At 45.5% G+C, this 22,649-nt stretch carries 19 protein-coding genes, 1 pseudogene and 1 riboswitch; of the genes and pseudogenes, 5 read left to right on the top strand and 15 right to left on the bottom strand.

Annotated features, from left to right (window positions below; all coding sequences use genetic code 11):
• Nucleotides 1-41: 41 nt before the first annotated feature.
• The 3 genes from AX677_RS00590 to AX677_RS00580 form a co-directional block, all read right to left on the bottom strand.
• Nucleotides 42-944, bottom strand: coding sequence for a DUF2268 domain-containing protein (locus AX677_RS00590; RefSeq protein ID WP_060975800.1), 903 nt, complete (start codon nt 942-944; stop codon nt 42-44).
• 174 nt (nt 945-1,118) lie between these two features.
• The gene (locus tag AX677_RS00585; protein WP_060975799.1) at nt 1,119-1,748 is read right to left on the bottom strand and encodes a DUF4352 domain-containing protein; all 630 of its coding nucleotides are present in this window, start codon (nt 1,746-1,748) and stop codon (nt 1,119-1,121) included.
• Between the two features lie 21 nt (nt 1,749-1,769).
• Complete coding sequence (locus AX677_RS00580; RefSeq protein ID WP_002907299.1) at nt 1,770-2,633, bottom strand: mechanosensitive ion channel family protein; 864 nt, start codon at nt 2,631-2,633, stop codon at nt 1,770-1,772.
• A 143-nt stretch (nt 2,634-2,776) separates the two neighbouring features.
• Here AX677_RS00580 and sstT point away from each other — a divergent pair.
• Nucleotides 2,777-3,985, top strand: a pseudogene (gene sstT / locus AX677_RS00575) (serine/threonine transporter SstT).
• A gap of 65 nt (nt 3,986-4,050) precedes the next feature.
• Here sstT and AX677_RS00570 read toward each other — a convergent pair.
• The 7 genes from AX677_RS00570 to AX677_RS00540 form a co-directional block, all read right to left on the bottom strand.
• Nucleotides 4,051-5,388 (bottom strand): sodium:alanine symporter family protein, encoded by a 1,338-nt coding sequence (locus AX677_RS00570; protein WP_060975798.1) that lies wholly within the window; start codon nt 5,386-5,388, stop codon nt 4,051-4,053.
• An 85-nt stretch (nt 5,389-5,473) separates the two neighbouring features.
• A riboswitch (glycine riboswitch) is annotated at nt 5,474-5,566 on the bottom strand.
• 166 nt (nt 5,567-5,732) lie between these two features.
• Complete coding sequence (gene trxA, locus AX677_RS00565; protein ID WP_002898369.1) at nt 5,733-6,047, bottom strand: thioredoxin; 315 nt, start codon at nt 6,045-6,047, stop codon at nt 5,733-5,735.
• A gap of 85 nt (nt 6,048-6,132) precedes the next feature.
• Complete coding sequence (locus tag AX677_RS00560; protein WP_060975797.1) at nt 6,133-7,551, bottom strand: C69 family dipeptidase; 1,419 nt, start codon at nt 7,549-7,551, stop codon at nt 6,133-6,135.
• 100 nt (nt 7,552-7,651) lie between these two features.
• Nucleotides 7,652-8,296 (bottom strand): GNAT family N-acetyltransferase, encoded by a 645-nt coding sequence (locus AX677_RS00555; protein ID WP_002903750.1) that lies wholly within the window; start codon nt 8,294-8,296, stop codon nt 7,652-7,654.
• A 9-nt stretch (nt 8,297-8,305) separates the two neighbouring features.
• The gene (locus tag AX677_RS00550) at nt 8,306-10,639 is read right to left on the bottom strand and encodes an endonuclease MutS2 (RefSeq protein WP_060975796.1); all 2,334 of its coding nucleotides are present in this window, start codon (nt 10,637-10,639) and stop codon (nt 8,306-8,308) included.
• A gap of 54 nt (nt 10,640-10,693) precedes the next feature.
• Entirely contained in the window at nt 10,694-11,245 is a 552-nt protein-coding gene (locus AX677_RS00545; RefSeq protein WP_060975795.1) for a CvpA family protein, read from the bottom strand.
• A 10-nt stretch (nt 11,246-11,255) separates the two neighbouring features.
• Nucleotides 11,256-11,546, bottom strand: a complete 291-nt coding sequence (locus AX677_RS00540; RefSeq protein ID WP_002896593.1) for a hypothetical protein — start codon at nt 11,544-11,546, stop codon at nt 11,256-11,258.
• A gap of 188 nt (nt 11,547-11,734) precedes the next feature.
• On the opposite strand from AX677_RS00540, the gene rnhC reads away from it, so the two are divergent.
• From rnhC to AX677_RS00525, 3 genes are read left to right on the top strand one after another with little or no spacing between them, the layout of a single operon-like run.
• Nucleotides 11,735-12,625 carry a ribonuclease HIII gene (gene rnhC, locus AX677_RS00535; protein ID WP_060975794.1) on the top strand — a complete coding sequence of 297 codons (891 nt, stop codon included), beginning with the start codon at nt 11,735-11,737 and terminating at the stop codon, nt 12,623-12,625.
• 3 nt (nt 12,626-12,628) lie between these two features.
• Complete coding sequence (gene lepB / locus AX677_RS00530) at nt 12,629-13,258, top strand: signal peptidase I (RefSeq protein ID WP_002932010.1); 630 nt, start codon at nt 12,629-12,631, stop codon at nt 13,256-13,258.
• 59 nt (nt 13,259-13,317) lie between these two features.
• Entirely contained in the window at nt 13,318-15,684 is a 2,367-nt protein-coding gene (locus tag AX677_RS00525; RefSeq protein WP_060975793.1) for an ATP-dependent RecD-like DNA helicase, read from the top strand.
• Between the two features lie 50 nt (nt 15,685-15,734).
• Here AX677_RS00525 and AX677_RS00520 read toward each other — a convergent pair whose 3' ends face one another.
• From AX677_RS00520 to dinB, 5 genes are all read right to left on the bottom strand, one after another.
• Nucleotides 15,735-16,376, bottom strand: a complete 642-nt coding sequence (locus AX677_RS00520; RefSeq protein ID WP_060975792.1) for a TetR/AcrR family transcriptional regulator — start codon at nt 16,374-16,376, stop codon at nt 15,735-15,737.
• A 75-nt stretch (nt 16,377-16,451) separates the two neighbouring features.
• Nucleotides 16,452-17,201 carry a CPBP family intramembrane glutamic endopeptidase gene (locus AX677_RS00515; RefSeq protein WP_060975791.1) on the bottom strand — a complete coding sequence of 250 codons (750 nt, stop codon included), beginning with the start codon at nt 17,199-17,201 and terminating at the stop codon, nt 16,452-16,454.
• Nucleotides 17,191-17,985 (bottom strand): CPBP family intramembrane glutamic endopeptidase, encoded by a 795-nt coding sequence (locus AX677_RS00510; protein WP_060975790.1) that lies wholly within the window; start codon nt 17,983-17,985, stop codon nt 17,191-17,193. Before AX677_RS00510 ends, AX677_RS00515 begins: the two co-directional genes overlap by 11 nt.
• A gap of 318 nt (nt 17,986-18,303) precedes the next feature.
• Nucleotides 18,304-18,630, bottom strand: a complete 327-nt coding sequence (locus AX677_RS00505; RefSeq protein ID WP_060975789.1) for a hypothetical protein — start codon at nt 18,628-18,630, stop codon at nt 18,304-18,306.
• A 211-nt stretch (nt 18,631-18,841) separates the two neighbouring features.
• A complete protein-coding gene (dinB, locus tag AX677_RS00500) occupies nt 18,842-19,906 on the bottom strand; it encodes a DNA polymerase IV (RefSeq protein ID WP_060975788.1) in 1,065 nt (354 codons plus the stop codon).
• A gap of 369 nt (nt 19,907-20,275) precedes the next feature.
• On the opposite strand from dinB, the gene pflB reads away from it, so the two are divergent.
• Nucleotides 20,276-22,591 (top strand): formate C-acetyltransferase, encoded by a 2,316-nt coding sequence (gene pflB / locus AX677_RS00495; protein ID WP_048772231.1) that lies wholly within the window; start codon nt 20,276-20,278, stop codon nt 22,589-22,591.
• Nucleotides 22,592-22,649 lie beyond the last annotated feature (58 nt).

Here is a 22,649-nt window from a genome sequence, read left to right as displayed (position 1 = left end):
CTACATTATATCAAGTTTTGACAGATTTTCAAGTAAAAGTGTCATTTCCAAAAGTCTTTAGTCGCCTCTAAAATTTCTTCTGTCGGTGTTACTGTGGCCTCAATAATGCTCTTGCCAGTCTTTTTCAGATAGACTTGTATCAGATGATAGCCATAAGCATAGCCCGCAGCATAAGGCATACCGACTGGTATTTGCCCCTGTATTTCTGCAATTTCATCACCGTATAGATAAGGAGCCATTTCCGCCATCCCCGTTAGCTGAAGCTGACTGGAGATGATAGGCTTAATCTCTTCTAACTGCTCTGGACTGGTTGAAGTGACCCAAGGCCCAATGAGATCTTTGCCATAGAGTTCAGCAGCAAAGGACTCTGCCAATCCTTCACTAACTACCCAGTCTGCTAATGTCGTCTGCTGGTTCCATTTAATAAATTGGAAGCGGACATTATGGTTGCACTCGTGAGCCAACGCAGCCTGCACACGTGGTAAAGTATAGTCATTTGGCAGCAGACTAAGCATGAGGTAGCCTGGAATTCCTCCATCCCCGCTGTAACCCATATTGAGCTGTAGCATGGGCTTTTCTGGATTGCCTAACAAAATAGTAAAATAGTAATCCTCAACCTCTAAATCATAGCCAGCTTGCTCAAAAAGACCGATACTCCTCTTGATGGTATCTTGACAATTTTGCCAGAGTTGATCAGAGCTCAGAGCATCAATAGCCGGCCTATCCTTTTCTGACAGAGTGCCGGGTAGCTGATTCATAAAGCCAAGTAGGAAAAGAGCATCAAATCCTCCGGGATACTTCGCTTTCAGAGGAATGTGTTGTGTTTGATATTTTGTTGCAAAAGGTGCTAAAATCTTAGCTCGAAAACAACCCTCTCTCTTTTCCAAGGGCAGTTCAAGCAACTCCTGATAAACCTTATCTGAACGAATGATATTGATTTTCATGGTAATCTCCTTTTCTAATTTTCACCAGTATACACCCTCCTCTAAGGTCAGAGTCAAGAAAAAGATTTGAAACTTTTGTCTCAAATCTTCTTTTATCTATTCAATTTGCTGCCTCCACTTTCAAATCTGGGTGCGGAAAATAGCAAAGGCGTTAAAGTGATGGGATAATATTCCCTATTGCTCCTTCTTTTTCTCTTGCTTTGTCTTGTTTTTCTCCTTTTGCCACTTGGCATTTTCGTAGGTCACGGTATAGGTATCCTCATCGCCGCCTTCCCCATCAAAGATTAGGTCAAAGCGGATGGACTTGCCTGGCGCCAGATTGGTGCCGATTTGTGTATTGTCAAAGGTTGAGCCATCCAAAATATAGACATTTTCCTTCTTGTCATAGAGTCCAAAGTCATAAGGACTAACCAGAATGGGCTTTTTAGAAGTATTTTCAACCGTGATAGTCGCAACGACAGCTACTCCTGTTGACTCATCGCTCATGACTCTCTTGCTGTCTTCTACTGCCGAATGAACTGTCACCTTAAGTCCACTGGAAAATTCAACTGTTTTTTCAAAAGCATGGCTGTTATAGGACTCTAAAGGCGAGTTATGGTGGCCTGTGAGAGACTTGAGATGGTCATTTTCCTCCATAAGGCCAATAGTGGTGATGACGAGGAGAATGCTGAGCAAGGCCAGAAGAAAGATGATAATACCAGACACCAGAGCTGCCCAAAAGAGACCCTGCTTGTGGAGAGGACGTTTTAAACGGTAAACAAGATTGTCCTCACTGACAATCTCCTGCTGAATTCGCTGATTCATATGGACCTTTCTAATCAATAATTATTTGCCTTTGGAAAGAGGTCCAAGCGTCGGAAGCTCAATCCCCTCTCGTAAAAGCGCTTCATGGTAAAGACGGTAGAAGATATGGTAAATAGAAATCTGCATGCCTCCCTGCACTATCATGCTGATACGGAAGTTGAACTGGCCATTTGAAGCCATCTGCGGCCCCAAAATATTCGGTTCCTTGAGAATCTCCGGATGTTCTGGTACGGCTTCTTCATTGACCTTGGAAATGATGCGGTAAATCTCGTCCAAATCCGTCTGGGCATAAATGGGGATATCAATCAGAACACGCATATCTCCACGGGAAAGATTACTGACAACCATGATATTGCGGTTTGGAACAAAATGCAGCGTTCCGTCCGCGTCCCGTACCTGCGTCGTCCGAATCCCGACACTGATTACTGTTCCAGCGATGTTGATAGGACCGTTAGTCAGGCGGACATTGTCACCGACATCTAACTGTCGCTCGAGAAGGATAAAGAAGCCATTGACCAGGTCCGACAGGAAGCCCTGAGCTCCCATCCCGATAGCCACCCCAGCAATCCCGGCACCAGCCAAAAGGCTGGAAACCGGCAGTCCCAAGATGGATAAAACCCAGTAAATCAAGAGGAAATACAAGACATAATTAAGCAGATTCTCAATCAGCCGAGTAATGGTTTTCTGTCTGGCTACATCCTGCTTGGATAGCTTGAGAGAGGGGGCAATAATTTTGGTCACTGACAAATGCAGGATTTTCTTAACGATGTAAAATAAGATAAAAAGCAGAAGTAAAGAGACCAGCTTGGAAAAAAGGTCATCTGCAATCTTGCTCCAGTCAAACTGCTGGATATAGCGAGAAAAGACATTTCCGGTCTTAGACATAGGCTACCTCCAAAAAGATTACTACCATTATACCACAAAGACCAATCAGCGCGGACATAGAATGGTTAGTCCGACCTAACATTGCTTTCACTCCCTTTCTATCGTATAATAAAATAAGTATCCAAGACAAGAAAGGAACTTACATGCTCCATCGCTCCATCACCATTTGGAATAAAACCAATCTAATCAAGCGGATTTCCATCGGTATTGGCATTGGTGTCCTAATTCTTCCCCCAAGCACAAGCCATCGGACTTCTGGGCCAAATCTTCGTTGGCGGCCTCAAGGCCATCGCTCCGCTCCTCGTCTTCGCTCTGGTAGCAAACGCCCTGTCGCAGCAGCAAAAAGGACAAAAGAGCAATATGAAAACAGTCATCTTGCTCTACCTTCTGGGAACCTTTGCGGCGGCATTGGTAGCGGTCCTAGTCAACTTCTTCTTTCCCATTAGCATAGAGTTGGCTTCGTCCTCCCAAAAAGTTTCTCCGCCAGATGGAATCGGACAAGTCCTCAGCAATCTTCTGCTTCAGCTGGTGGACAATCCCGTCAACGCACTCATCACCGCTAACTATATTGGTATCTTGTCCTGGGCTGTCATTTTTGGAATTGCCATGCGAGAAGCCAGCCACCACAGCAAGGAACTGCTGCAGACCTTGACAGATATCACTTCTAAGATTGTCGAGTGGATTATCAATCTAGCCCCTCTTGGCATTTTAGGTCTGGTCTACACGACCATTTCCGGGAAAGGCTTCCAAGCTCTAAAAAGCTATGGTATCCTACTGCTGGTCTTGATAGCCAGCATGCTGATTGTCGCTCTGGTTATTAATCCTTTGATTAGCTTTATCATGCTGTGGAAAAATCCTTATCCCTTGGTCTGGCGCTGTTTGCGAGTCAGTGGCGTAACTGCCTTTTTCACGCGCAGCTCAGCGGCTAACATCCCCGTCAACATGAAACTCTGTCGGGATCTGGGGCTCAATCCAGAGACCTACTCGGTCTCTATTCCTCTGGGGGCCACTATCAATATGGCTGGGGCTGCTATTACTATCAATACCCTGACCTTGGCAGCTGTCAACACGCTGGGTATCAGGGTTGACTTTGGCACAGCTCTAGTTCTCAGTGTCTAGCGGCAATTTCTGCCTGCGGGGCTTCCGGTGTAGCTGGCGGGTCTCTCCTACTCATTCCGGTCGCCTGCAGCCTCTTTGGGATTTCCAATGATTTGGCCATGCAGGTAGTCAGCGTCGGCTTCGTTATCGGTGTCATTCAGGACTCCTGCGAGACCGCCCTCAACTCTTCTACTGACGTTCTCTTTACAGCTGTGGCCGAGATGAGCAGCTGGCCAAAAGAAAAACGCTATTAATTTCGACAAAAAACCTCTAGACTTCCATCATTACAGAAAACTAGAGGCTTTTTTATGTGCGAAAATTAGTTCTTTCGATACTTGTCAAAGTATTTCTTTGTTTCACTGATGACAATAGGAGAGAGCGCTAGGAGAGCGATTAAATTTGGCAAGGCCATGAGAGCATTGACAATATCTGCAAGAATCCAGACCGCCTCTAGACTCACAAAGCCACCTAGAACAATCATAAGAACAAATAGCAGGCGATAAATGCGGATATAGCGCACCCCAAAGAGAAATTCAAAACAGCGCTCACCATAGTAGTTCCAACCCAAGATAGTCGTAAAGGCAAACAGAACTAGAAAGACTGAAAGCAGAACTGGACCAAAATTAGCAAAAACAGTCGCAAAGGCTGCCTGAGTCAGAGACACACCATTGAGATTGCCATCCCAGACCCCTGTAATTAAAATTGTCAATCCTGTCAGACTACAAATGATCAGGGTGTCGATGAAGGTTCCAGTCATAGAAATCAAGCCCTGTTCTACCGGTTCCTTAGTCCGAGCTGCCGCCGCTGCAATGGGTGCTGATCCCAAACCAGATTCATTGGAAAAAACTCCACGCGCGACCCCGTTTTGAATTGCCATCTGGATGGTCGCACCGGCAAAACCACCGACAGCAGCCGTCTGACTAAATGCTGAGCTAAAGACCAGTTGGAGAGTGGGCAGCAGACGATCTAGATTGACCGCTAAGACAGTCACAGTCCCCAAGATATAAATCGCTGCCATAAAGGGCACAACCTTGGTCGATACTCGAGCAATAGACTGGATGCCACTGAAAATAACCAGAGCCACCAAAATAGCCAAGATAGAAGCTGTCACAGCTGGAGGCAGCTGAATGGTATTCTGCATGGCCTCTGTGATGGAATTGACCTGTGTAAAGGTCCCAATCCCCAAGAGAGCCACCAAGATACCAGCTATCGCAAAAAAGATGGCCAGCGGGCGCCACTTCTCGCCCATCCCTAGTAAGATATAGTGCATGGGGCCGCCCGCCATAGCACCATGAGCATCCTTGCGGCGGTACTTGATAGCCAAGAGGCCTTCGGCATACTTCGTCGCCATTCCAAAGAAAGCAGCCACCCACATCCAGAAGAGGGCGCCCGGCCCACCGGTTTTAATGGCAGTTGCCACTCCAATGATATTTCCCGTTCCCACAGTCGCGGCCAGAGCCGTACAGAGAGCCGCAAAGCTAGAGACATCGCCCTGATGCTCCTCGTCCGATACAAAGATTAGCCGAAAGGCACGCGGAAGTCGAAAAATCTGCAGCAAGCCCAGACGCAAACTAAGATAGATACCGGTACCAACCAGCAAAATGAGCAGGGGCGGCCCCCAAACAAAAGAATCTAGACAATTCAATATTTCCAACATGATATAAGCTCCTTTTCACACCGAGAAAAAGAAAGAGCACATGCAAAACATGTACTCTGGATGTGCTGGAGTAGGGAAATCCCTGCCTCTTAGCTCTGTCCTTTTACCTGAGAGTTTGAGCGGTTCTAAACCGCCTTGCCCCTTCGGTGCCATTCATGGTCTCTCCAGAGTTCCGTCCATTTCACAGTCAGAAGCGCTCGCCTCTTTCTGAAAAACTTCGTTCGGTGTTGATTATTAATTTTCTATTATTCTAAAAGAACATTCGCTTTTTGTCAATATTTTGTGAAAATTTTTGAGCATGAAAACGTTTTTTGATGCAAAAAAGAAGCCCAGAGGCTTCTTACTTAGCTTAATTCGGCGATAATAGCCTTGAGCTGGTCTTTGGTGTGAACACCTGCGACTTGCTTAACGACTTGACCGTCTTTCTTGAACAGAAGGGTCGGAATGGACATAATGCCAAATTCGCGGGCAGTATTTGGATTTTCATCCACATCCATTTTAAGGATTTTCAGTTCGTCCTCATGAACTTCTCCTGCCAACTGCTCCAAAATAGGCGCCTGCATGCGGCATGGACCACACCAAGTTGCCCAAAAGTCAATCAGAACCAATCCATCTTTTGTTTCTTCTGCGAATGTTGCATCTGTAACTGCTGCTACCATAAATCTTCTCCTTTGAATAGCTTACTTTTGATAACATTTTACACCAAAAGCAAGAGAAAGAAAAATATTTGCTACGGCTAAGAGCTCAGTCACTCAGTGAGAAATGGTTGGTCATGAGATTGCTGGCATCCAAGAGTACTTTCTCCAAGAGCTGGTCTGTCGCTTCTTGCACCTTGTCGCTCATGGCTTGATTTTCAGCTTCAAAGTCCACATCCTCGCCCTTGGCCAGAGCTCGGTCTACCCGACCAATCATTTCATGACCCCAAGCCATGGTCTTTTCCTGATAATCATCCAAGTCTCCGACATGACTGCTAAAATGAGCATCAGCCAACCCAGCAATGAGTCGATTAGCCCAGTAGAAAGAATCTGTCGAAACCTTGTCCGTCGTATTGGCAAAGTAGTCTGGTGTTGTCGAGACTTGAGTAAAGAAAGGAACGGCTGTATTGTAAGGCATGGAGGCGTAGGACAGCCACTGGATACCTGTCGTTTCCTGCGGTTGATTAGGGCGCAACTGCAAGATAGCTGTCTGGCTGGTCCGATTGATTCCAATGGTTCGAAAGGCTCGTTTGCTGTGGTAATCTCCCTCTGCTTCATAAGGATCATAAGGCGAATCCTGATAGTGACTGCTCAGGACATACTTGACATCTTCGATCGTAATCTTGCGGTAAGGCTGGCGGCACCAAGGAATGAAGAAACTTCTTGGATCTTGCTCCACTTCTGGATTGAGAAAACGCTGGATATCCCAAGCTCGCGGTGTATTGTAATGGCGGTCCTTATCCTTCTGGCTGCCAAAAGCATAGCGTGGATTGAAACTCTCGTCCGAGTAATTCAGATTGAGATGGTTTTCCTCGATAAAATTTTTGAGATTTGGATGACAGAGGAAGTGCTCTGGATTGTCAAATTCAAAATAATCACTACCCAGCTGATTTGGATTGGTCACATAGGCATCATCTGGCACGCGCCGCGCCAGCCAATGGTGGCCACCGATGGTTTCCAGCCACCAGATTTCATTGACATCTGAAATGGCAATCCCATTGGACTCATACGTGCCGTACTCCTCCAGGATTTTTCCTAAGCGTAGAACCCCTTCGCGAGCCGTTTTGATATAGGGAAGAACCAGCGTGAGGATATCTTCCTCACTAATACCTGATTCTACTAAAGGGTCAGCCCCCAGCACGCGGCTATTGGTCGTAATCGTTTCCGTCGCGCTGACAGCAACATTATAGCTGTTAATTCCAGCTGCTCCCCAAATCCCATCTTTGGGAACTGCATCTGGCACTGCCGTATAGCGGACTGGATTATCTGGCAGATCCATCTCAAAAGACGTCAAAACAGACTGATAATGGCGGGGCTGGTCTTGTGGTTCCACTACGACAAATTTCTTGGGCGTAAAGACCCCGTTTTGTGAATCCTCTGTGCGAGCCACAATGGTTGAACCATCATAGCTAGCTTTCTTTCCCACCAAAATAGTCGTGCAGGAATCTGATGCGTGCTTTAATCTCATTATTTACCCTCCGAAACTCTTTATGCTGCTTACATTATAGCAAAAAGCAGGCCCTCATAAAAGAACCTGCTGTTATCTCTTCGCTGAAACTTCCAATGCCCTATTCAATTTTCAAAACATAGGTATGTTCTTTGTAAAGTTCATCAATCTCAAAATGCTCCAAATCTTCTTTCCTTGAGACAATATAATGTCCTTCTCTTTGATAATAGCCTAAAGAATTTCCTGACTTGTCTGTCAGAAAGATTGTCTGCTGCTTAGTATCAACGCTGAAAGAAAAGGCTATTTGATCTTTGGGGCGTCCGACAACTAAATAATCTTGACAAATCAGCTTGCCGCCCCACTTCTGATAGAGATGATTTGCCTGCTCTCCGTCTCTGGTAAAGATGATCAAGGCCTCAACTTTCTTTTCATGTAGCTGCTCCCAAGCAGCTTGAAAGAGTTGGCTGGCTATCCCTTGATTCTGAAAATCAGGATGGACAGCCAGATTAGCGAAGTAAGCTATCTTTTCTCCCGGATAATATGCATAAGAATGACTTGCTTCTTCGGTGTAAATCCCAATATCTAGAAGCCCCACAACCTGATCATCTTCCACTGCTATGAGCTCAATCGAATCTTGGTAAGGCTCTTCAGTAAACTCATCCTTGCTGCGACTCATATCATCAAAGAAAGGCGAAAAGAGATAACTCAAAGCCTTTGTATAAATCCAACTTTTCTCATAAGCCAAGTCATAGGTTTGTATTTTCATTTCCGTCCCTTACTTAAAAATTACAATCGTTGCACCGCTGCCACCGGCATTTTGCGGAGCATAGCCGAAGGACTTAACGTGCTTGTTGCGGCGGAGGTATTTTGTCACCCCTTCACGGATGACCCCGGTCCCGATACCGTGGATAATATCCACCTGAGCCATGTTATTGAGGAGGGCCTGATCGATAAAGGCATCCAGCTCTTCCATGGCCTCTTCGTAGCGCTTGCCGCGCAGATCCAGTCTGGCTTTCGGTCCAGCAGTATTGGCCCGCTTGACCACATTGACCTGCTTGCGCTTAGGTTGCTGCTCCTTTTCAGCCTTGAGTAAGTTAAACTCCTGCTCTTCTAGCGTCATCTTGATAAGACCGACCTGAGCTTCCCAACGGCCGTCCTTGAGCTGCTTGACCAAGGTTCCCCGCTGACCATAGCTGGTGACTAGGATATCATCTCCCACCTTGGGCGCCCGATTTTTCTTAGCCTGCTTGAGCACCTTATTCTTTGATAAATCAACCGTTTCTGGTGCCAACTTTTTAAGCTGAGTCTTAGCTTCAATAATCTCATGCGGTTTGAGACTGGACTTATCATGGAGATTTTTGAGAATGCTCTCACTCTCTGACAAAGCCAAATCAACGATTTCCTGGGCTTCCAATCGCGCCTTATTGAGCTCGGTTTCCTTTTCTCGGTTAAATTCATTGTAAAGTTTTTTGAGGGCTCGGTTAAATTTGAGATTTTCCTGCTCCACCTCACGGATATTATCTAAACGCTTGCGGCTTTCCAGCGTCTGCTCTTCTAAGCGCTCAATAATCCGATTGACATCGCTGTCTGTGTCAGTCTGCTCTTGGGCATGGCCAACGATAACTTCCGCCAAGCCCAAACGCCGAGCGATTTCAAAGGCATTGGATCGTCCAGGCACTCCCTGCATAAAGCGATAGGTCGGCCTTAAACTATCTGTATCAAACTCCATGCTGGCATTTTCCACCCAGTCCGTCTCAATCCCATAGGCTTTGAGCTCAGGATAGTGGGTCGTCGCCATTGTTTTAATCTGCCTTAGCCGCAAATCTTCCAAGATAGCAATAGCCAGAGCTGCACCCTCTTGCGGATCAGTTCCAGCTCCCAGCTCATCCAGCAGAACCAGACTCTCGCTATCAACCTGCTCTAAAATAGAGACGATATTAGTCATGTGACTGGAGAAAGTCGACAAACTCTGCTCAATGGACTGCTCATCACCAATGTCTGCAAAAATCTGACTAAAAATCCCGACGCGACTCCCCTTGTCCGCCAGAATCGGCAGACCTGACTGGGCCATGATCTGAGCCAAACCCAAGGTCTTCAGCATGATGGTCTTACCACCCGTATTAGGTCCGGTAATAACAATCTCTGTCAAGTCTGGCCCGAAATGCAAATCATTAGCCACTGCATTTTCAATCAGGGAATGACGAACACTGAGCAGTTGGATATCCTGCTCTTCCGACAGGTCTGGCACCACCGCTCCCGTCTCTTGCATGAAGCGGACCTTGGCACGCACCAGATCCAGATGTCCGATAATCCAAGCATTGTTGGCAATTTCAGCTGCATGGGGACGGAATAGGTCCGATAATTCCTGCAAAATCCGCTGAATTTCATATCGTTCATCCGCCCGACTGCTGGCGATTTCTTCGTTGAGATTGACAACTGCTCTAGGCTCGATATAGACGGTATTGCCGCTGGCTGAAATATCGTGAACCACACCAGAAATGCGGTTGCGGTAGGTATTTTTCACAGGCAGCACATTGCGGCCATTCCGACTGGCCACTACCTGATCCGCCAGCATCTCTCCCTTGTTTTTGAGAATCTCCTGCAGGATTTCCCGCACCTGGTTTTCATTTTCTTGAATTTTTCGGCGGATGCGGCTCAAAATTTCGCTGGCAAAACTTTCGATAAAGCCGCCATCATTCACAGCCTGCAGACTTCCTTGTAGCTTAGGGAAAACAGCTAGATTCTCAAACAGACGGTCCAGCTTTTCCAAGTGCACATTTTCCAAGTCCTCATAAAAGGACTTGAGTTCCTGAGTCACAGCCAAGACGCGCTTGAGAGCCAAAAACTCCTCAATATTCAAGTCGCTCTCCAGCTCCAAGCGCTTGGTCAAGGCAGTAATATCCTGAGTCGCGGCCAGACTAAAGTGCGGATGCTGCACAAAAATCTGCTGCATATCTGTCATTTCCAGAAAAGCCGAGGCCACCGTCTCCTTCTTACTGGTCGGCAAAAGCAGGCCCAGCTCCAGCTGCCCCTGCTCGGTCAGAAGATAGGGAGCAAAAAGTTCTTTTATTTTCTTAAATTCTAAGGTTTCTAAAATTTTTGTGTTCATAATTTTCTTTTCTAGTAAAAAAGAACCCAGCTAGCAGGCCAACTGAGTCGTCTTTTATCCGATAACTTGATTCACCCAGAGATCTTTGAGGATATTGGATGTGATAGGGGTATACTTGACAATAAAGCGAATCATAAAGCTGCTGTTGAGCCGCTCCTGAACTATTTCCATCGGCACCGTCCCTAAAATAGTCAGGCACATTCCCAAAACAAAAATAGAGATGCAAACAGCGATGGCTCCGCTGGTCACATTGTACCATTTGGTATCCAGCTTATTGGGGTAGGGAATCAGATTCGCAAAAATCCCGAAAAAGCGCCCAAGGATGTAGACAGCCGTAAAGACAATGAGATAGGCCAAACCAGCATAAAAAACCTGATCCAACTGAAAGAGCTGGGAGCTAGGGAAAAAATAGGTCGAAGAGCCCTGATTCGCACTGGCATAAGGCACCCAAAGGCTGATAAACTTAGCCAAGCTCTTATAAAAAGCTCCAGCCACCAGCATAGAAATCATGGTTGCAGCAGCATAATAGCCCTGCAGCACAATACCACGCGAGTAGCCGATATAAAAGCTCCAGGCCAATATTAGTAAAATAATAATAGAAAACATTATTTCTCCTCTATTTACCCGACTTTTCTCTCAAATCACTGAGCATTTTGTGACGAAAATCTTCTAGTTCTTTTTCCTTGTCGTCAAACTCAATCTCGCGGCTGAGCTGAGTAGATAGGCTATTGACCGCCAGCAAAATCGCCAGAACTTCATCATCTGCCGCAGGCATCTGCTCTTTGATAGCCTTGTATTTTTCCTTTGCTACCCGTTCTACTTCTTCCATAAAGAGATTATCGTGTTCTGTTGTTAGAGTTAAGGTCTTGTTTCCAAATGTAAATTTATATCGATTCAAATTTGCCATAAAATCACCTCATTGTATTATATCAAAAAAGAAGCCCTTTGTCAGTTATAAAAACACTTGGAACTAGACAGGGACTTTCTTTTTCATCGTTTTTGACATAGCAATCAGCGGTGCTATCCTACAAAATTTTTGTAGGATTTTCAATCTTATGACTTTCGACTTTTCCTTTTTATGGTACAATAGGGGGTATGGAAAGTATCACCCTCAGTCCCAAACAGCAAGAAATTCAGGCTTTTGTTGAGAAATATCAGGGCCAGCTGGCTCCCAGCAAGAACCCGCATATTCAATATTTCTTTCAGCTGGATCAGGCGACGGTCAGTGTCTTTAGCTCCGGAAAAGTTCTCTTTCAAGGGGCAAAAGCTTCTCACTACGCTGGCTTTTTTGGCCATCAACCAGAAAAGGCCAGTTCTAGTGCTGCTTCTCAGAATTTTGCCCTCATTGGGACAGATGAGGTCGGCAACGGCTCCTACTTTGGAGGTCTAGCCGTCGTAGCCTCTTTCGTCACTCCAGACCAGCACGACTTTCTGAGAAAACTGGGTGTCGGTGATTCTAAAACCTTGAACGATAGCAAGATTCGCCAACTGGCGCCGATCTTAAAAGAAAAGATTACTCATCAAGCACTGCTCTTATCGCCAGAGAAGTACAACGAAGTCATCGCTTCTGGCTACAACGCTGTCTCTGTCAAGGTAGCCTTACATAATCAAGCTATTTACCTACTGCTGCAGAAAGGCATCAATCCTGAAAAAATCGTCATCGATGCCTTTACCAGCCAGCAAAACTACAATAAATACCTAAAGCAGGAAAAGAATCATTTTCCAAATCCGGTAAGTCTGATTGAAAAGGCTGAAGGAAAGTTCCTAGCTGTTGCAGTCAGCTCTATTATCGCTCGCGACCTCTTTCTGGAAAATCTAGATAATCTCAGTCAAGAGTTAGGCTATACCCTGCCCAGCGGAGCCGGAAGCAAGAGCGATCACGTTGCCAGCCAGATTCTTCAAGCCTATGGAATGGCCGGTCTGCAGCATTCTGCTAAACTCCACTTTAAAAATACTGAAAAAGCACAAAAACTTCTAGAAAGGTAACCTATGAAAAAATCAAATCCTGTCCTCTCATTTCTTAAAGAATGGGCCCTCTTTATCATCTTTATCTCTGTCATTATCCTGTCACGGCTCTTTCTCTGGTCTCCTGTAAAGGTAGATGGTCACTCTATGGATCCTACGCTAGCCAATGGGGAATACTTACTTATCCTCAAACATCAGTCTATTGATCGCTTTGATATCGTCGTCGCCACTGAGACAGATGATAACGGAACGAGCAAGGAGATTGTCAAGCGGGTCATTGGTATGCCGGGCGACACTATTCAGTATGAAAATGATACTCTCTATATCAACGGCAAAAAAACAGACGAGCCTTACCTGACGGACTACATCAAGAAATTCAAAGAAGACAAACTCCAATCCACTTATACTGGGGACGATTATGATGACAATGGGGAGTTTTTCAGAAAACTCGCTGCTCAGGCTCAAGCCTTCACTGTTGACAAAGATGGCAGTCCTGTCTTCACCATCAAGCTTCTGGATGATGAATACCTGCTTCTGGGTGACGACCGGATTGTTTCCAAGGACAGCCGACAGGTTGGTGCCTTCAAAGCAGAACAAATCCAGGGCGAAGCTAAGTTCCGCTTCTGGCCTCTGCTGCCCTTTAAGACCTACTAAGTATACCGAACTCAGTTGAACTTCAGCTGGGTTCGTTTTAAAAGAAGAACCTATAAACTATGGAATTTTACTTTTCAGGAACGATTGAACGGATTATTTTTGAAAATCCCAGCAACTTTTTCCGCATCCTTCTCTTAGATATTGAGGATACAGATGCCGAAGATTTTGAAGATTTTGAAATCATTGTCACCGGCTCCATGGCAGATGTCATGGAAGGCGAAGACTACACCTTCTGGGGCAGTCTCGTCCAGCACCCCAAATATGGTCAGCAGCTGAAAATTTCCCGCTATGAGCGAGCAAAACCCAGCAGCAAAGGCCTAGTAAAATACTTCTCCAGCGACCATTTCAAGGGAATCGGGGTCAAGACTGCTCAAAAAATCGTCCAACTCTACGGAGAAGATACCGAGGACACCATTGATAAGATTTTAGCGGAGCCGGAAAAGCTAACCCAGATAAACGGCTTAGCAGCTAAGAACCGCGAGGCCTTTGTCGCCAAGCTCAGACTTAACTACGGAACTGAGATGGTACTAGCCAAGCTGGCAGCCTACGGCATTCCCAATAAGCTGGCTTTTCAAATCCAGGATACCTACAAGGAAGAAACGCTGGATATCGTCGAAAAATATCCCTATCAGCTGGTAGAGGATATTCAGGGGATTGGCTTTAAAATTGCTGACCATCTGGCAGAAGAACTGGGCATCGAAAGTGATGCTCCAGAGCGTTTTCGGGCTGGCCTTGTCCATACCTTGCTGACCCAGTCTATGGAGCGGGGAGATACCTATGTTGAAGCTCGTGATTTACTTGAGCATACCATCGAGCTCTTAGAAAGCTCACGCCAAGTGGAGTTGGACCCTAGTCTAGTCGCTGATGAGCTGGCTCATCTAATTGAGGAAGATAAGGTCCAGAATGTAGAGACCAAGATTTTTGAAAACAGCCTATTTTTTGCTGAGGAAGGAATAAAAAGTAATCTGGTCCGCCTGCTGGAAAAAGGAGAGCAAGACTGCTTTGACGCAGATAACATTACTGCGGCTATCCAGCAAGTGGAGGAAAAATCTGGTATCTCCTATGACAGTATCCAAAAAGAAGCCATCCGTCAGGCTATCAATCAGAAGGTCTTTATCCTAACCGGCGGACCGGGCACTGGAAAAACTACCGTTATCAACTGTATCATCGCAGTCTACGCCCAACTTCGCGGTTTGGATCTGCGAAAGGTCAATGATCTGCCTATTCTGCTTGCAGCTCCTACCGGACGTGCTGCTCGTCGCATGAACGAATTGACCGGTCTTCCTAGCGCTACTATTCACCGCCATTTGGGGATGACTGGCGATGATGATACCAGTCATTTGGATGATTATCTAGATGCTGATTTTATCATTGTAGATGAATTTTCCATGGTGGATACTTGGCTGGCTAATCAGCTGCTCAGCAATATCTCCTCTCAGACCAAGCTCTTGATTGTCGGAGATGCAGATCAGCTGCCCTCTGTCAGTCCAGGGCAAGTACTGGCGGACTTGCTGCAGATACCAACTATTCCACAGACCAAGCTGGAAACCATCTATCGGCAGAGCGAGGAGTCTACAATTGTCACACTGGCCAGCCAGATTCAGAAGGGCATTTTACCAGCAGACTTTACGGAGAAAAAAGCGGACCGCTCTTATTTTGAAGCTAGAAATGAGCATATCCCGCCTATGATTGAGAAAATCGCTAGCGCAGCCATTCGCAGCGGTATCCCAGCTCAAGATGTTCAGGTATTAGCACCTATGTATCGGGGGCCAGCCGGCATTGACCAGATTAATAATCTTATGCAAAATCTCATCAATCCTGTCGAGAAAGAGGAACTGACCTTTGAAGCTCCCGACTGTCAGTATCGCCAAGGAGATAGGGTTATCCACTTGGTCAATGATGCCGAAAGCAATGTCTTCAACGGTGACTTAGGCTATATCAGCGATCTACTGCCTGCTAAGTACACCGACTCCAAGCAGGACGAGCTGACCATTAACTTTGATGGCAATGAACTTGTTTATCAGCGTAGCGAATGGTACAAGATTCGCCTGGCCTACGCTATGAGCATCCACAAGTCTCAGGGCAGTGAATTTCCCGTGGTCATCTTGCCCATCACCAAGAGCAGTCACCGGATGCTGCAGCGCAACCTCATCTACACTGCTATCACCCGCGCCAAGAGCAAGTTGATCTTACTTGGGGAAAAAGCAGCCTTTGACTATGCTGCAAAAAACACTGGCACCGCCCGCAAAACCTATCTCATCGAGCGCTTTGGCGACTTTCCGCAAGCTGAGAGTAATATTCACAATACTGTGGATAAAATGAAAGCACCTGTGGAAAACTATGTCCTGACTGAGGAAAATTTCCAGAAAATCGACCCCCTAATCGGCTTGACCGAGGAGGATATCCACAGTATATTTAAAACATGAATAAAAAGGCCTAGACAGAACCAATTTTTAAGTTCTGTTCCAGCCTTTTTTTATGCCTTATTTCTCTGGCTAAAGAGCTGCATGAGCTCATCATCAAAGATATCCATGCCGATCGAGGTCATCATAAACTGCAGAAAATGGAAGCGTTCTGGCAGTTTTTCAGGATCGCTTTCAAAAACGGTCCCATGCATCCAAAAATTCACCAGCAGCAGAAAAACTTCTGCAGCCTGATCCGGATACTCGGTCTGAAGGGAGCCATCTGCCATGCCTTTTTTGATAATGTCACTGACCACAGAGGCGCCTATCCGCAGATTGTCCCGCATCATGGTCAAAATAAAGCCCGCGTCCTTCTCATACTCACCCAAAATGATGCCATCTATGGCCCAGGCTGTCTGACTTTCCAGATTGGACTTGAGGATGGTTTGCAGCTGCTCTCTGCCAGTCAGATTTTCCGTAGCCTTGAGCCACTGCTTCATCTCTTCTTCCATCAGCTCCTGCCGGCTACTCATCACCGCCAGGACAATCTCATCTTTTGACTTGAAATGATGGTAGATAGCCCCCTTGGAAATGCCTGCCGTCTGGGCGATGTCCTGCATACTGGTCTTTTCGGGCCCCTTTTGGATAAAGAGCTGGGTCGCTGTATTTAAAATTTTTTCTCTCATGGCCTGGGATTTGTCTTTTCGTTGCGCCATTCTGTTCCCCTTTGTTTCTAATATAGCTTTATTCTACCAAAAAAGCCGGGGAAATACAAAACCATAAAAATATCTTTAAGCCTTGTCTTGCTGATCCCTTTGATACCAAAGATAGATACTGTAAGCCGCCATCAAGATATAGCCTAGGAAAAAGAGCGGATTTTCCGTCCCCTTCCCCAGGAAAATGCCTTCACCAATGGTATTGATGGCCCCGTGGAAAAGAACACAGTAAAGGATGGACTGACTGACCTTGTAAAGAGCCGCCAGCCAGAAACGGGCGAGCAGGCAGGCGGCAGTAAAGACTAGAAAAGAAGTCCCTGCCTGACTGCTGCCAGGGGTAAAGAAGAGGGGCAGATGCCAGACAGCCCAAATCAGACCGGTTGTTACAGTCGCTATCGGAAAGGGCAGGATCTTCTCCAGATTTGGCTGCAGGAAGCCCTGCCAGCCAATCTCTTCATTGCCGCCTGTCAGAAGAGTCGTCATGAGAAAAAGCAGAGCAATCCTGAGGGGGCTAAAACCAGGCAGGAGCGGGCTCCAAAAGACTATGGAAAGGGTGTAAAGAATTGTAAAAATCAAGAGATGGACCCAAGTCCTTTTTCGGGCCGATCCGATAGAAGCCAAGAGCTCCTTGAACGATTTTCCTAAGACCTGTTTGGCTCCAATGGCCGGGCCAAAAACACCAGCGATGGTTAGGACCTGGGAAATAATAGGAATCCTCAGAAAAGCCGAAGCCAGCCAGGCAGACCAGCTGATGCCAAAAGTCCAGAGCAGAAAAATTAGAATTTGCTTGACAGATGAGGAATCTTTATAGTTTCTAGCTTGCATCTTTCTCGGCTCCTTTCCGATTGCCCTTCCAGTACCACCAGCCGACCAGCAGAGCGGTCATGAGCAGATTAGCAGCCTGGAAGCTGAGATACCTTCCGCCATTTGTAGCACTGCCGACAATCGTCGCCTGAGCAAAGTTAATGCAGCCGTGAAAGACCATGCAGGCAAAGACAGAGGCCGTCTGCTTGTAGAGAACCGCCAGACAGAAACTGAGCAGGATACAAAAGAAAATATAGAAAGGCAAAGAAACCTGACTTTGACTCGTTCCCGGAATCAGCCAGAGGGGCAGATGCCAGGCCACCCAGACCAGAGCCGTGATGACAGTTGCCAGAGGGAAGGAGAATTTTTTCTCCAGAGCCGGCTGCAGGAGGCCCCGCCAGCCAATCTCTTCATTCCCGCCTCCAGCAAAGGTGATAAAGGCCCAACCCAGGGGAAACATCAGAATGGCATTCAGAGGCGGCAAGGCTGGATTGGCGATAAAAAGGGTCAAAACCCGAACCAGACAGAAGGCCAGCATATAAATCCACCAGCCCTTAGCATGAGAAAAGATAAAGTCCAGCATCTTCTTAGGATGAGAAATTTTGAGGCTGATAAAAGTTCCCAAAGTCGGTCCGAAGCCCCCGATGAAATTGAGAACAAATCCCAAAGGCTGGGCTCCGCTGGTCAGCTTCAGGGCGATTAAAATATAAAGAATCAGCCAGGATCCCCAGGTAATGCCAAAAGTCCAGGCCAGAAAGGGCAGGATATGCCTTGTCTCTGGCTCTACATGTGTTTGTTTGTTCATACGATAACTCCTTATCAAATGTAGAATAGTGAAAAGTCATCCGAAAACTGGACAAAAGCATCCTTTACCCTCAGTCGTTCAGATGATTGCCTGTTTTGAAAAGCAGATTTTTAAAATCCGACCATTCGGTTTGTTTTGTTATAAAAAATAAAGACCTGCGCCAAATAGAAAACGTAGTCTTTTAGTCCTTGCTTAAAATAAAAAGCAAAGATAGACTAAATAATGCTAAAAGCTATGTCAGCACCGTTTAGCTACTGCCTGCTGCTTTTAGTTTCTAAGTTGTCCTGACTCTGATGCTTAAGACAGGCCATTTCTCTGCTACTTGCTCCTTTCTTGATTTTGCAATCGCCGAATTTGCCAGAGATTGGAGGCAAGACTCAGACCCCCTACTGCCATAATACCCAGTCCTCGCCAAGGGCTAAAGACAGAAGTCAGCAAGCCACCAGCAAGGACAGCATATCCAGCTTTGACTCCCCACTTAGAATAGCGTATGAGATTCTCACCCTGTGTTATCTTTTCTAGCCACACCTTACGTTTTTCTGCCTGCTGCTGCAAAAACTCTTTCTGACTTTCCCGCTGCCGATCCATCTCCTGATTCAACTTGAGGATGTGATCGCTTGTTTTTTCTACTACAGATTTCTTCATTTCTGCTCCTTTCTTTTTAAAAACCGACCAGACGGTTATTATTTTATAGACTCAGTATAACAGACACAGAAAACTTTGTCCAGTATTTTTTCAAAAAATATTATTTTTAGTTAATGAAAATCATCAGCCAACTTAGAAACTCGTCACAAGCAACTATCTCATACTAAAAACTATATCTAAAAAAGCCCGGTAATGAACCAAGCCTTTATCTTTATTCAAACCCCGTCACTGTCACTCCTAGCAGCCGGATACCTCGTGGTTGTTCTTCCAAGCTATCGTAAATCTCATGAGCCGTTCGCTCGATTTGCTCCTTGTCTTTAGTGGCTAGATTCAAACTTTTTCTTTTAGTCAAGGTGGAGAAATCGGCATAACGAATTTTCAGAACGATGGTTCGTCCTTTCTTATCATGCTTAGTCAGGCTATTTTCTACCTTCTGTGCCAGCAGGGTCAGCTCTTTCTTGATGTCCTCCTCACTATAGAGCAGTTTGGCATAGGTCCGCTCCTTCCCGATCGACTTACGAATACGATTGGATTTGACTGGACTATTGCTGATGCCACGCGCTTTCCGATAAAGATCAAAACCAAAGCGACCAAACTTATCAATTAAAGTCATTTCCGGTATCTTGAGCAGATCTGCACCAGTATAAACTCCCATTTCATGCAGTTTTTCAACGCTTTTCTTGCCGACCCCATGAAACTTAGCAATATCCATAGGCGCCAGAAAGGCCTCAGCTTCCTCAGGTAGAATAACAGTCAGACCATGAGGCTTCTCATAGTCACTGGCAATCTTGGCCAGAAACTTATTATAAGAAACGCCTGCCGAAGCCGTCAGTTGCAGCTCATTCCAGATATCGTGCTGAATCAACTTGGCTATTTTGACTGCAGATTTAATCCCAAGCTTGTTTTCCGTTACATCCAGATAGGCTTCGTCGATACTCATTGGCTCAATCAAATCCGTATAGCGTTTGAAAATCTCTCGGATCTGCAAGCCGACTGCCTGATATTTTTCGTAATTCCCCGAGATAAAAATCCCCTGGGGGCAACGCTCATAGGCTTCCTTGGAGCTCATAGCCGAATGAACTCCGAACTTTCTGGCCTCATAATTGCAGGTGGAGACGACACCACGACCGCCAGTCAAGCGGGGATCGCTGCCGATAATGACCGGATGTCCCTTTAGCTTAGGATTATCCCGCTCTTCCACCGAAGCGAAAAAAGCGTCCATATCAATGTGGATAATCTTCCTAGATGTATCGTTAATCAGTGGAAAAATCAGCATGTCCTCCTCCTTTCTCCTGCCATCAATCTCAGCTTACAGGCTTTCACAAAGTCGGCCCTTTTTGCTCAAATAAATCTGAAACAGTTTTTCATTCTTGTAAAAAGTATTTTAAAAGTAAGATTCTTCGTCAGCAATTTTTATATGACATTTTAATTACTTTTATTATAACTTTTTTACCCATTTTTCCAAAATATTTGAAAAGATTTATGTTTTTCAAATCTATAGTACACATCTGCAACTTTTTACTTTCTGTATTATAAAAGAAAGTCTTTCTTTCTGCCGAAAATGGTTTGTGAAACCGATTACCGTATGATATACTTTACTTATAAATGTAACAGTTTATGTTGCTAGAATAAAGAGGAAAATCAAATGGTTGTAAAAACAGTTGTTGAAGCTCAAGATATTTTTGACAAAGCTTGGGAAGGCTTCAAAGGTGAAGACTGGAAAGAGAAAGCAAGTGTTTCTCGCTTCGTTCAAGCTAACTACACACCTTATGATGGAGATGAAAGCTTCTTGGCAGGTCCTACTGAGCGCTCACTCCACATCAAGAAAATCGTAGAAGAAACAAAAGCTCACTACGAAGAAACTCGTTTCCCAATGGACACTCGTCCAGCATCTATCGCTGATATCGACGCTGGTTACATTGACAAGGACAACGAACTGATTTACGGTATCCAAAACGACGAACTCTTCAAATTGAACTTCATGCCAAAAGGTGGTATCCGCATGGCTGAAACTACTTTGAAAGAAAATGGATACGAACCAGATCCTGCTGTTCATGAAATCTTTACTAAGTATGTTACAACAGTAAACGACGGTATCTTCCGTGCTTACACTTCTAACATCCGCCGTGCTCGTCACGCCCACACTGTAACTGGTCTTCCAGATGCTTACTCACGTGGACGTATCATCGGGGTTTACGCACGTCTTGCTCTTTATGGAGCTGACTACCTCATGGCTGAAAAAGTTCGCGACTGGAATGGTTTGACTGATATTGACGAAGAAACAATCCGTCTGCGCGAAGAAATCAACCTGCAATACCAAGCACTTGGTGAAGTTGTAAAACTTGGTGACCTTTACGGAGTAGATGTTCGCCGTCCTGCTTTTGACGTTAAAGAAGCTATCCAATGGACTAACATCGCCTTCATGGCTGTCTGCCGTGTTATCAACGGTGCTGCTACTTCTCTTGGACGTGTGCCTATCGTTCTTGACATCTATGCTGAACGTGACTTGGCTCGCGGTACTTACACTGAATCAGAAATCCAAGAATTTGTTGATGATTTCGTTATGAAACTTCGTACAGTGAAGTTTGCTCGTACAAAAGCTTACGACCAACTTTACTCTGGTGACCCAACCTTCATCACTACTTCTATGGCAGGTATGGGGAACGACGGCCGTCACCGTGTTACAAAGATGGACTACCGTTTCCTTAACACACTTGATAACATTGGTAACTCTCCAGAACCAAACTTGACTGTTCTCTGGACTGATAAACTTCCATACTCATTCCGTCGCTACTGTATGCACATGAGCCACAAGCACTCTTCTATCCAATACGAAGGTGTAACAACAATGGCTCGAGATGGTTACGGTGAAATGAGCTGTATCTCTTGCTGTGTGTCTCCACTTGACCCTGAAAATGAAGAACAACGCCACAACATCCAATACTTCGGTGCTCGTGTAAACGTTCTGAAAGCCCTTCTGACAGGTCTCAATGGTGGTTACGACGATGTTCATAAAGACTACAAAGTATTTGACATCGAACCTATCCGTGACGAAGTTCTTGAATTCGAATCAGTTAAAGCGAATTTTGAAAAATCTCTGGACTGGTTGACTGACACTTACGTAGATGCCTTGAACATCATCCACTACATGACTGACAAGTACAACTACGAAGCTGTTCAAATGGCCTTTTTACCAACTTACCAACGCGCTAACATGGGATTCGGTATCTGTGGATTTGCCAACACTGTTGATACCTTGTCTGCTATCAAGTATGCAACCGTTAAGCCAATCCGCGACGAAAACGGCTATATCTACGACTATGAAACAATCGGAGAATACCCACGTTGGGGTGAAGATGATCCTCGCTCTAACGAACTGGCTGAATGGTTGGTAGAAGCTTACACAACTCGTCTGCGCAGCCACAAACTTTACAAGAACGCTGAAGCAACAGTATCACTCTTGACTATCACATCTAACGTTGCTTACTCTAAACAAACTGGTAACTCACCAGTCCATAAAGGAGTGTACCTCAACGAAGATGGCAGCGTGAACTTGTCTAAATTGGAATTCTTCTCACCAGGTGCTAACCCATCTAACAAAGCAAAAGGTGGCTGGTTGCAAAACCTTAACTCTCTTGCTAGCTTGGACTTCAGTTACGCAGCTGACGGTATTTCCCTGACAACTCAAGTATCACCTCGTGCGCTTGGTAAGACTCACGACGAACAAGTAGACAACTTGGTAACAATCCTTGATGGTTACTTTGAAAACGGTGGACAACACGTTAACTTGAACGTTATGGACTTGAAGGATGTTTACGAGAAGATTATGTCTGGCGAAGATGTTATCGTTCGTATCTCAGGTTACTGTGTAAACACTAAGTACTTGACTCCAGAACAAAAGACTGAATTGACCCAACGTGTCTTCCACGAAGTGCTCTCTATGGACGATGCTTTGAGCTAATAAACGACTAAGGACTTACAAACCATTTGAAAGAAGATTGGAAATCTCCAATCTTCTT

It is taken from the genome of Streptococcus sp. CCH8-C6 (assembly GCF_001557225.1).
Classification (GTDB): Bacteria; Bacillota; Bacilli; order Lactobacillales; family Streptococcaceae; genus Streptococcus; species Streptococcus sanguinis_C.
The sequence above is the reverse complement of the archived record's forward strand: the minus strand, read 5'-3'. Positions and strand labels throughout refer to the sequence as shown.

Bases quoted from the DNA above. Each gene is read 5' to 3' on its own strand.
- AX677_RS00590 (WP_060975800.1), bottom strand. From the start codon at position 944: ATGAAAATCAATATCATTCGTTCAGATAAGGTTTATCAGGAGTTGCTT.
- AX677_RS00585 (WP_060975799.1), bottom strand. From the start codon at position 1,748: ATGAATCAGCGAATTCAGCAGGAGATTGTCAGTGAGGACAATCTTGTT.
- AX677_RS00580 (WP_002907299.1), bottom strand. From the start codon at position 2,633: ATGTCTAAGACCGGAAATGTCTTTTCTCGCTATATCCAGCAGTTTGAC.
- AX677_RS00570 (WP_060975798.1), bottom strand. From the start codon at position 5,388: ATGTTGGAAATATTGAATTGTCTAGATTCTTTTGTTTGGGGGCCGCCC.
- trxA (WP_002898369.1), bottom strand. From the start codon at position 6,047: ATGGTAGCAGCAGTTACAGATGCAACATTCGCAGAAGAAACAAAAGAT.
- AX677_RS00560 (WP_060975797.1), bottom strand. From the start codon at position 7,551: ATGAGATTAAAGCACGCATCAGATTCCTGCACGACTATTTTGGTGGGA.
- AX677_RS00555 (WP_002903750.1), bottom strand. From the start codon at position 8,296: ATGAAAATACAAACCTATGACTTGGCTTATGAGAAAAGTTGGATTTAT.
- AX677_RS00550 (WP_060975796.1), bottom strand. From the start codon at position 10,639: ATGAACACAAAAATTTTAGAAACCTTAGAATTTAAGAAAATAAAAGAA.
- AX677_RS00545 (WP_060975795.1), bottom strand. From the start codon at position 11,245: ATGTTTTCTATTATTATTTTACTAATATTGGCCTGGAGCTTTTATATC.
- AX677_RS00540 (WP_002896593.1), bottom strand. From the start codon at position 11,546: ATGGCAAATTTGAATCGATATAAATTTACATTTGGAAACAAGACCTTA.
- rnhC (WP_060975794.1), top strand. From the start codon at position 11,735: ATGGAAAGTATCACCCTCAGTCCCAAACAGCAAGAAATTCAGGCTTTT.
- lepB (WP_002932010.1), top strand. From the start codon at position 12,629: ATGAAAAAATCAAATCCTGTCCTCTCATTTCTTAAAGAATGGGCCCTC.
- AX677_RS00525 (WP_060975793.1), top strand. From the start codon at position 13,318: ATGGAATTTTACTTTTCAGGAACGATTGAACGGATTATTTTTGAAAAT.
- AX677_RS00520 (WP_060975792.1), bottom strand. From the start codon at position 16,376: ATGGCGCAACGAAAAGACAAATCCCAGGCCATGAGAGAAAAAATTTTA.
- AX677_RS00515 (WP_060975791.1), bottom strand. From the start codon at position 17,201: ATGCAAGCTAGAAACTATAAAGATTCCTCATCTGTCAAGCAAATTCTA.
- AX677_RS00510 (WP_060975790.1), bottom strand. From the start codon at position 17,985: ATGAACAAACAAACACATGTAGAGCCAGAGACAAGGCATATCCTGCCC.
- AX677_RS00505 (WP_060975789.1), bottom strand. From the start codon at position 18,630: ATGAAGAAATCTGTAGTAGAAAAAACAAGCGATCACATCCTCAAGTTG.
- dinB (WP_060975788.1), bottom strand. From the start codon at position 19,906: ATGCTGATTTTTCCACTGATTAACGATACATCTAGGAAGATTATCCAC.
- pflB (WP_048772231.1), top strand. From the start codon at position 20,276: ATGGTTGTAAAAACAGTTGTTGAAGCTCAAGATATTTTTGACAAAGCT.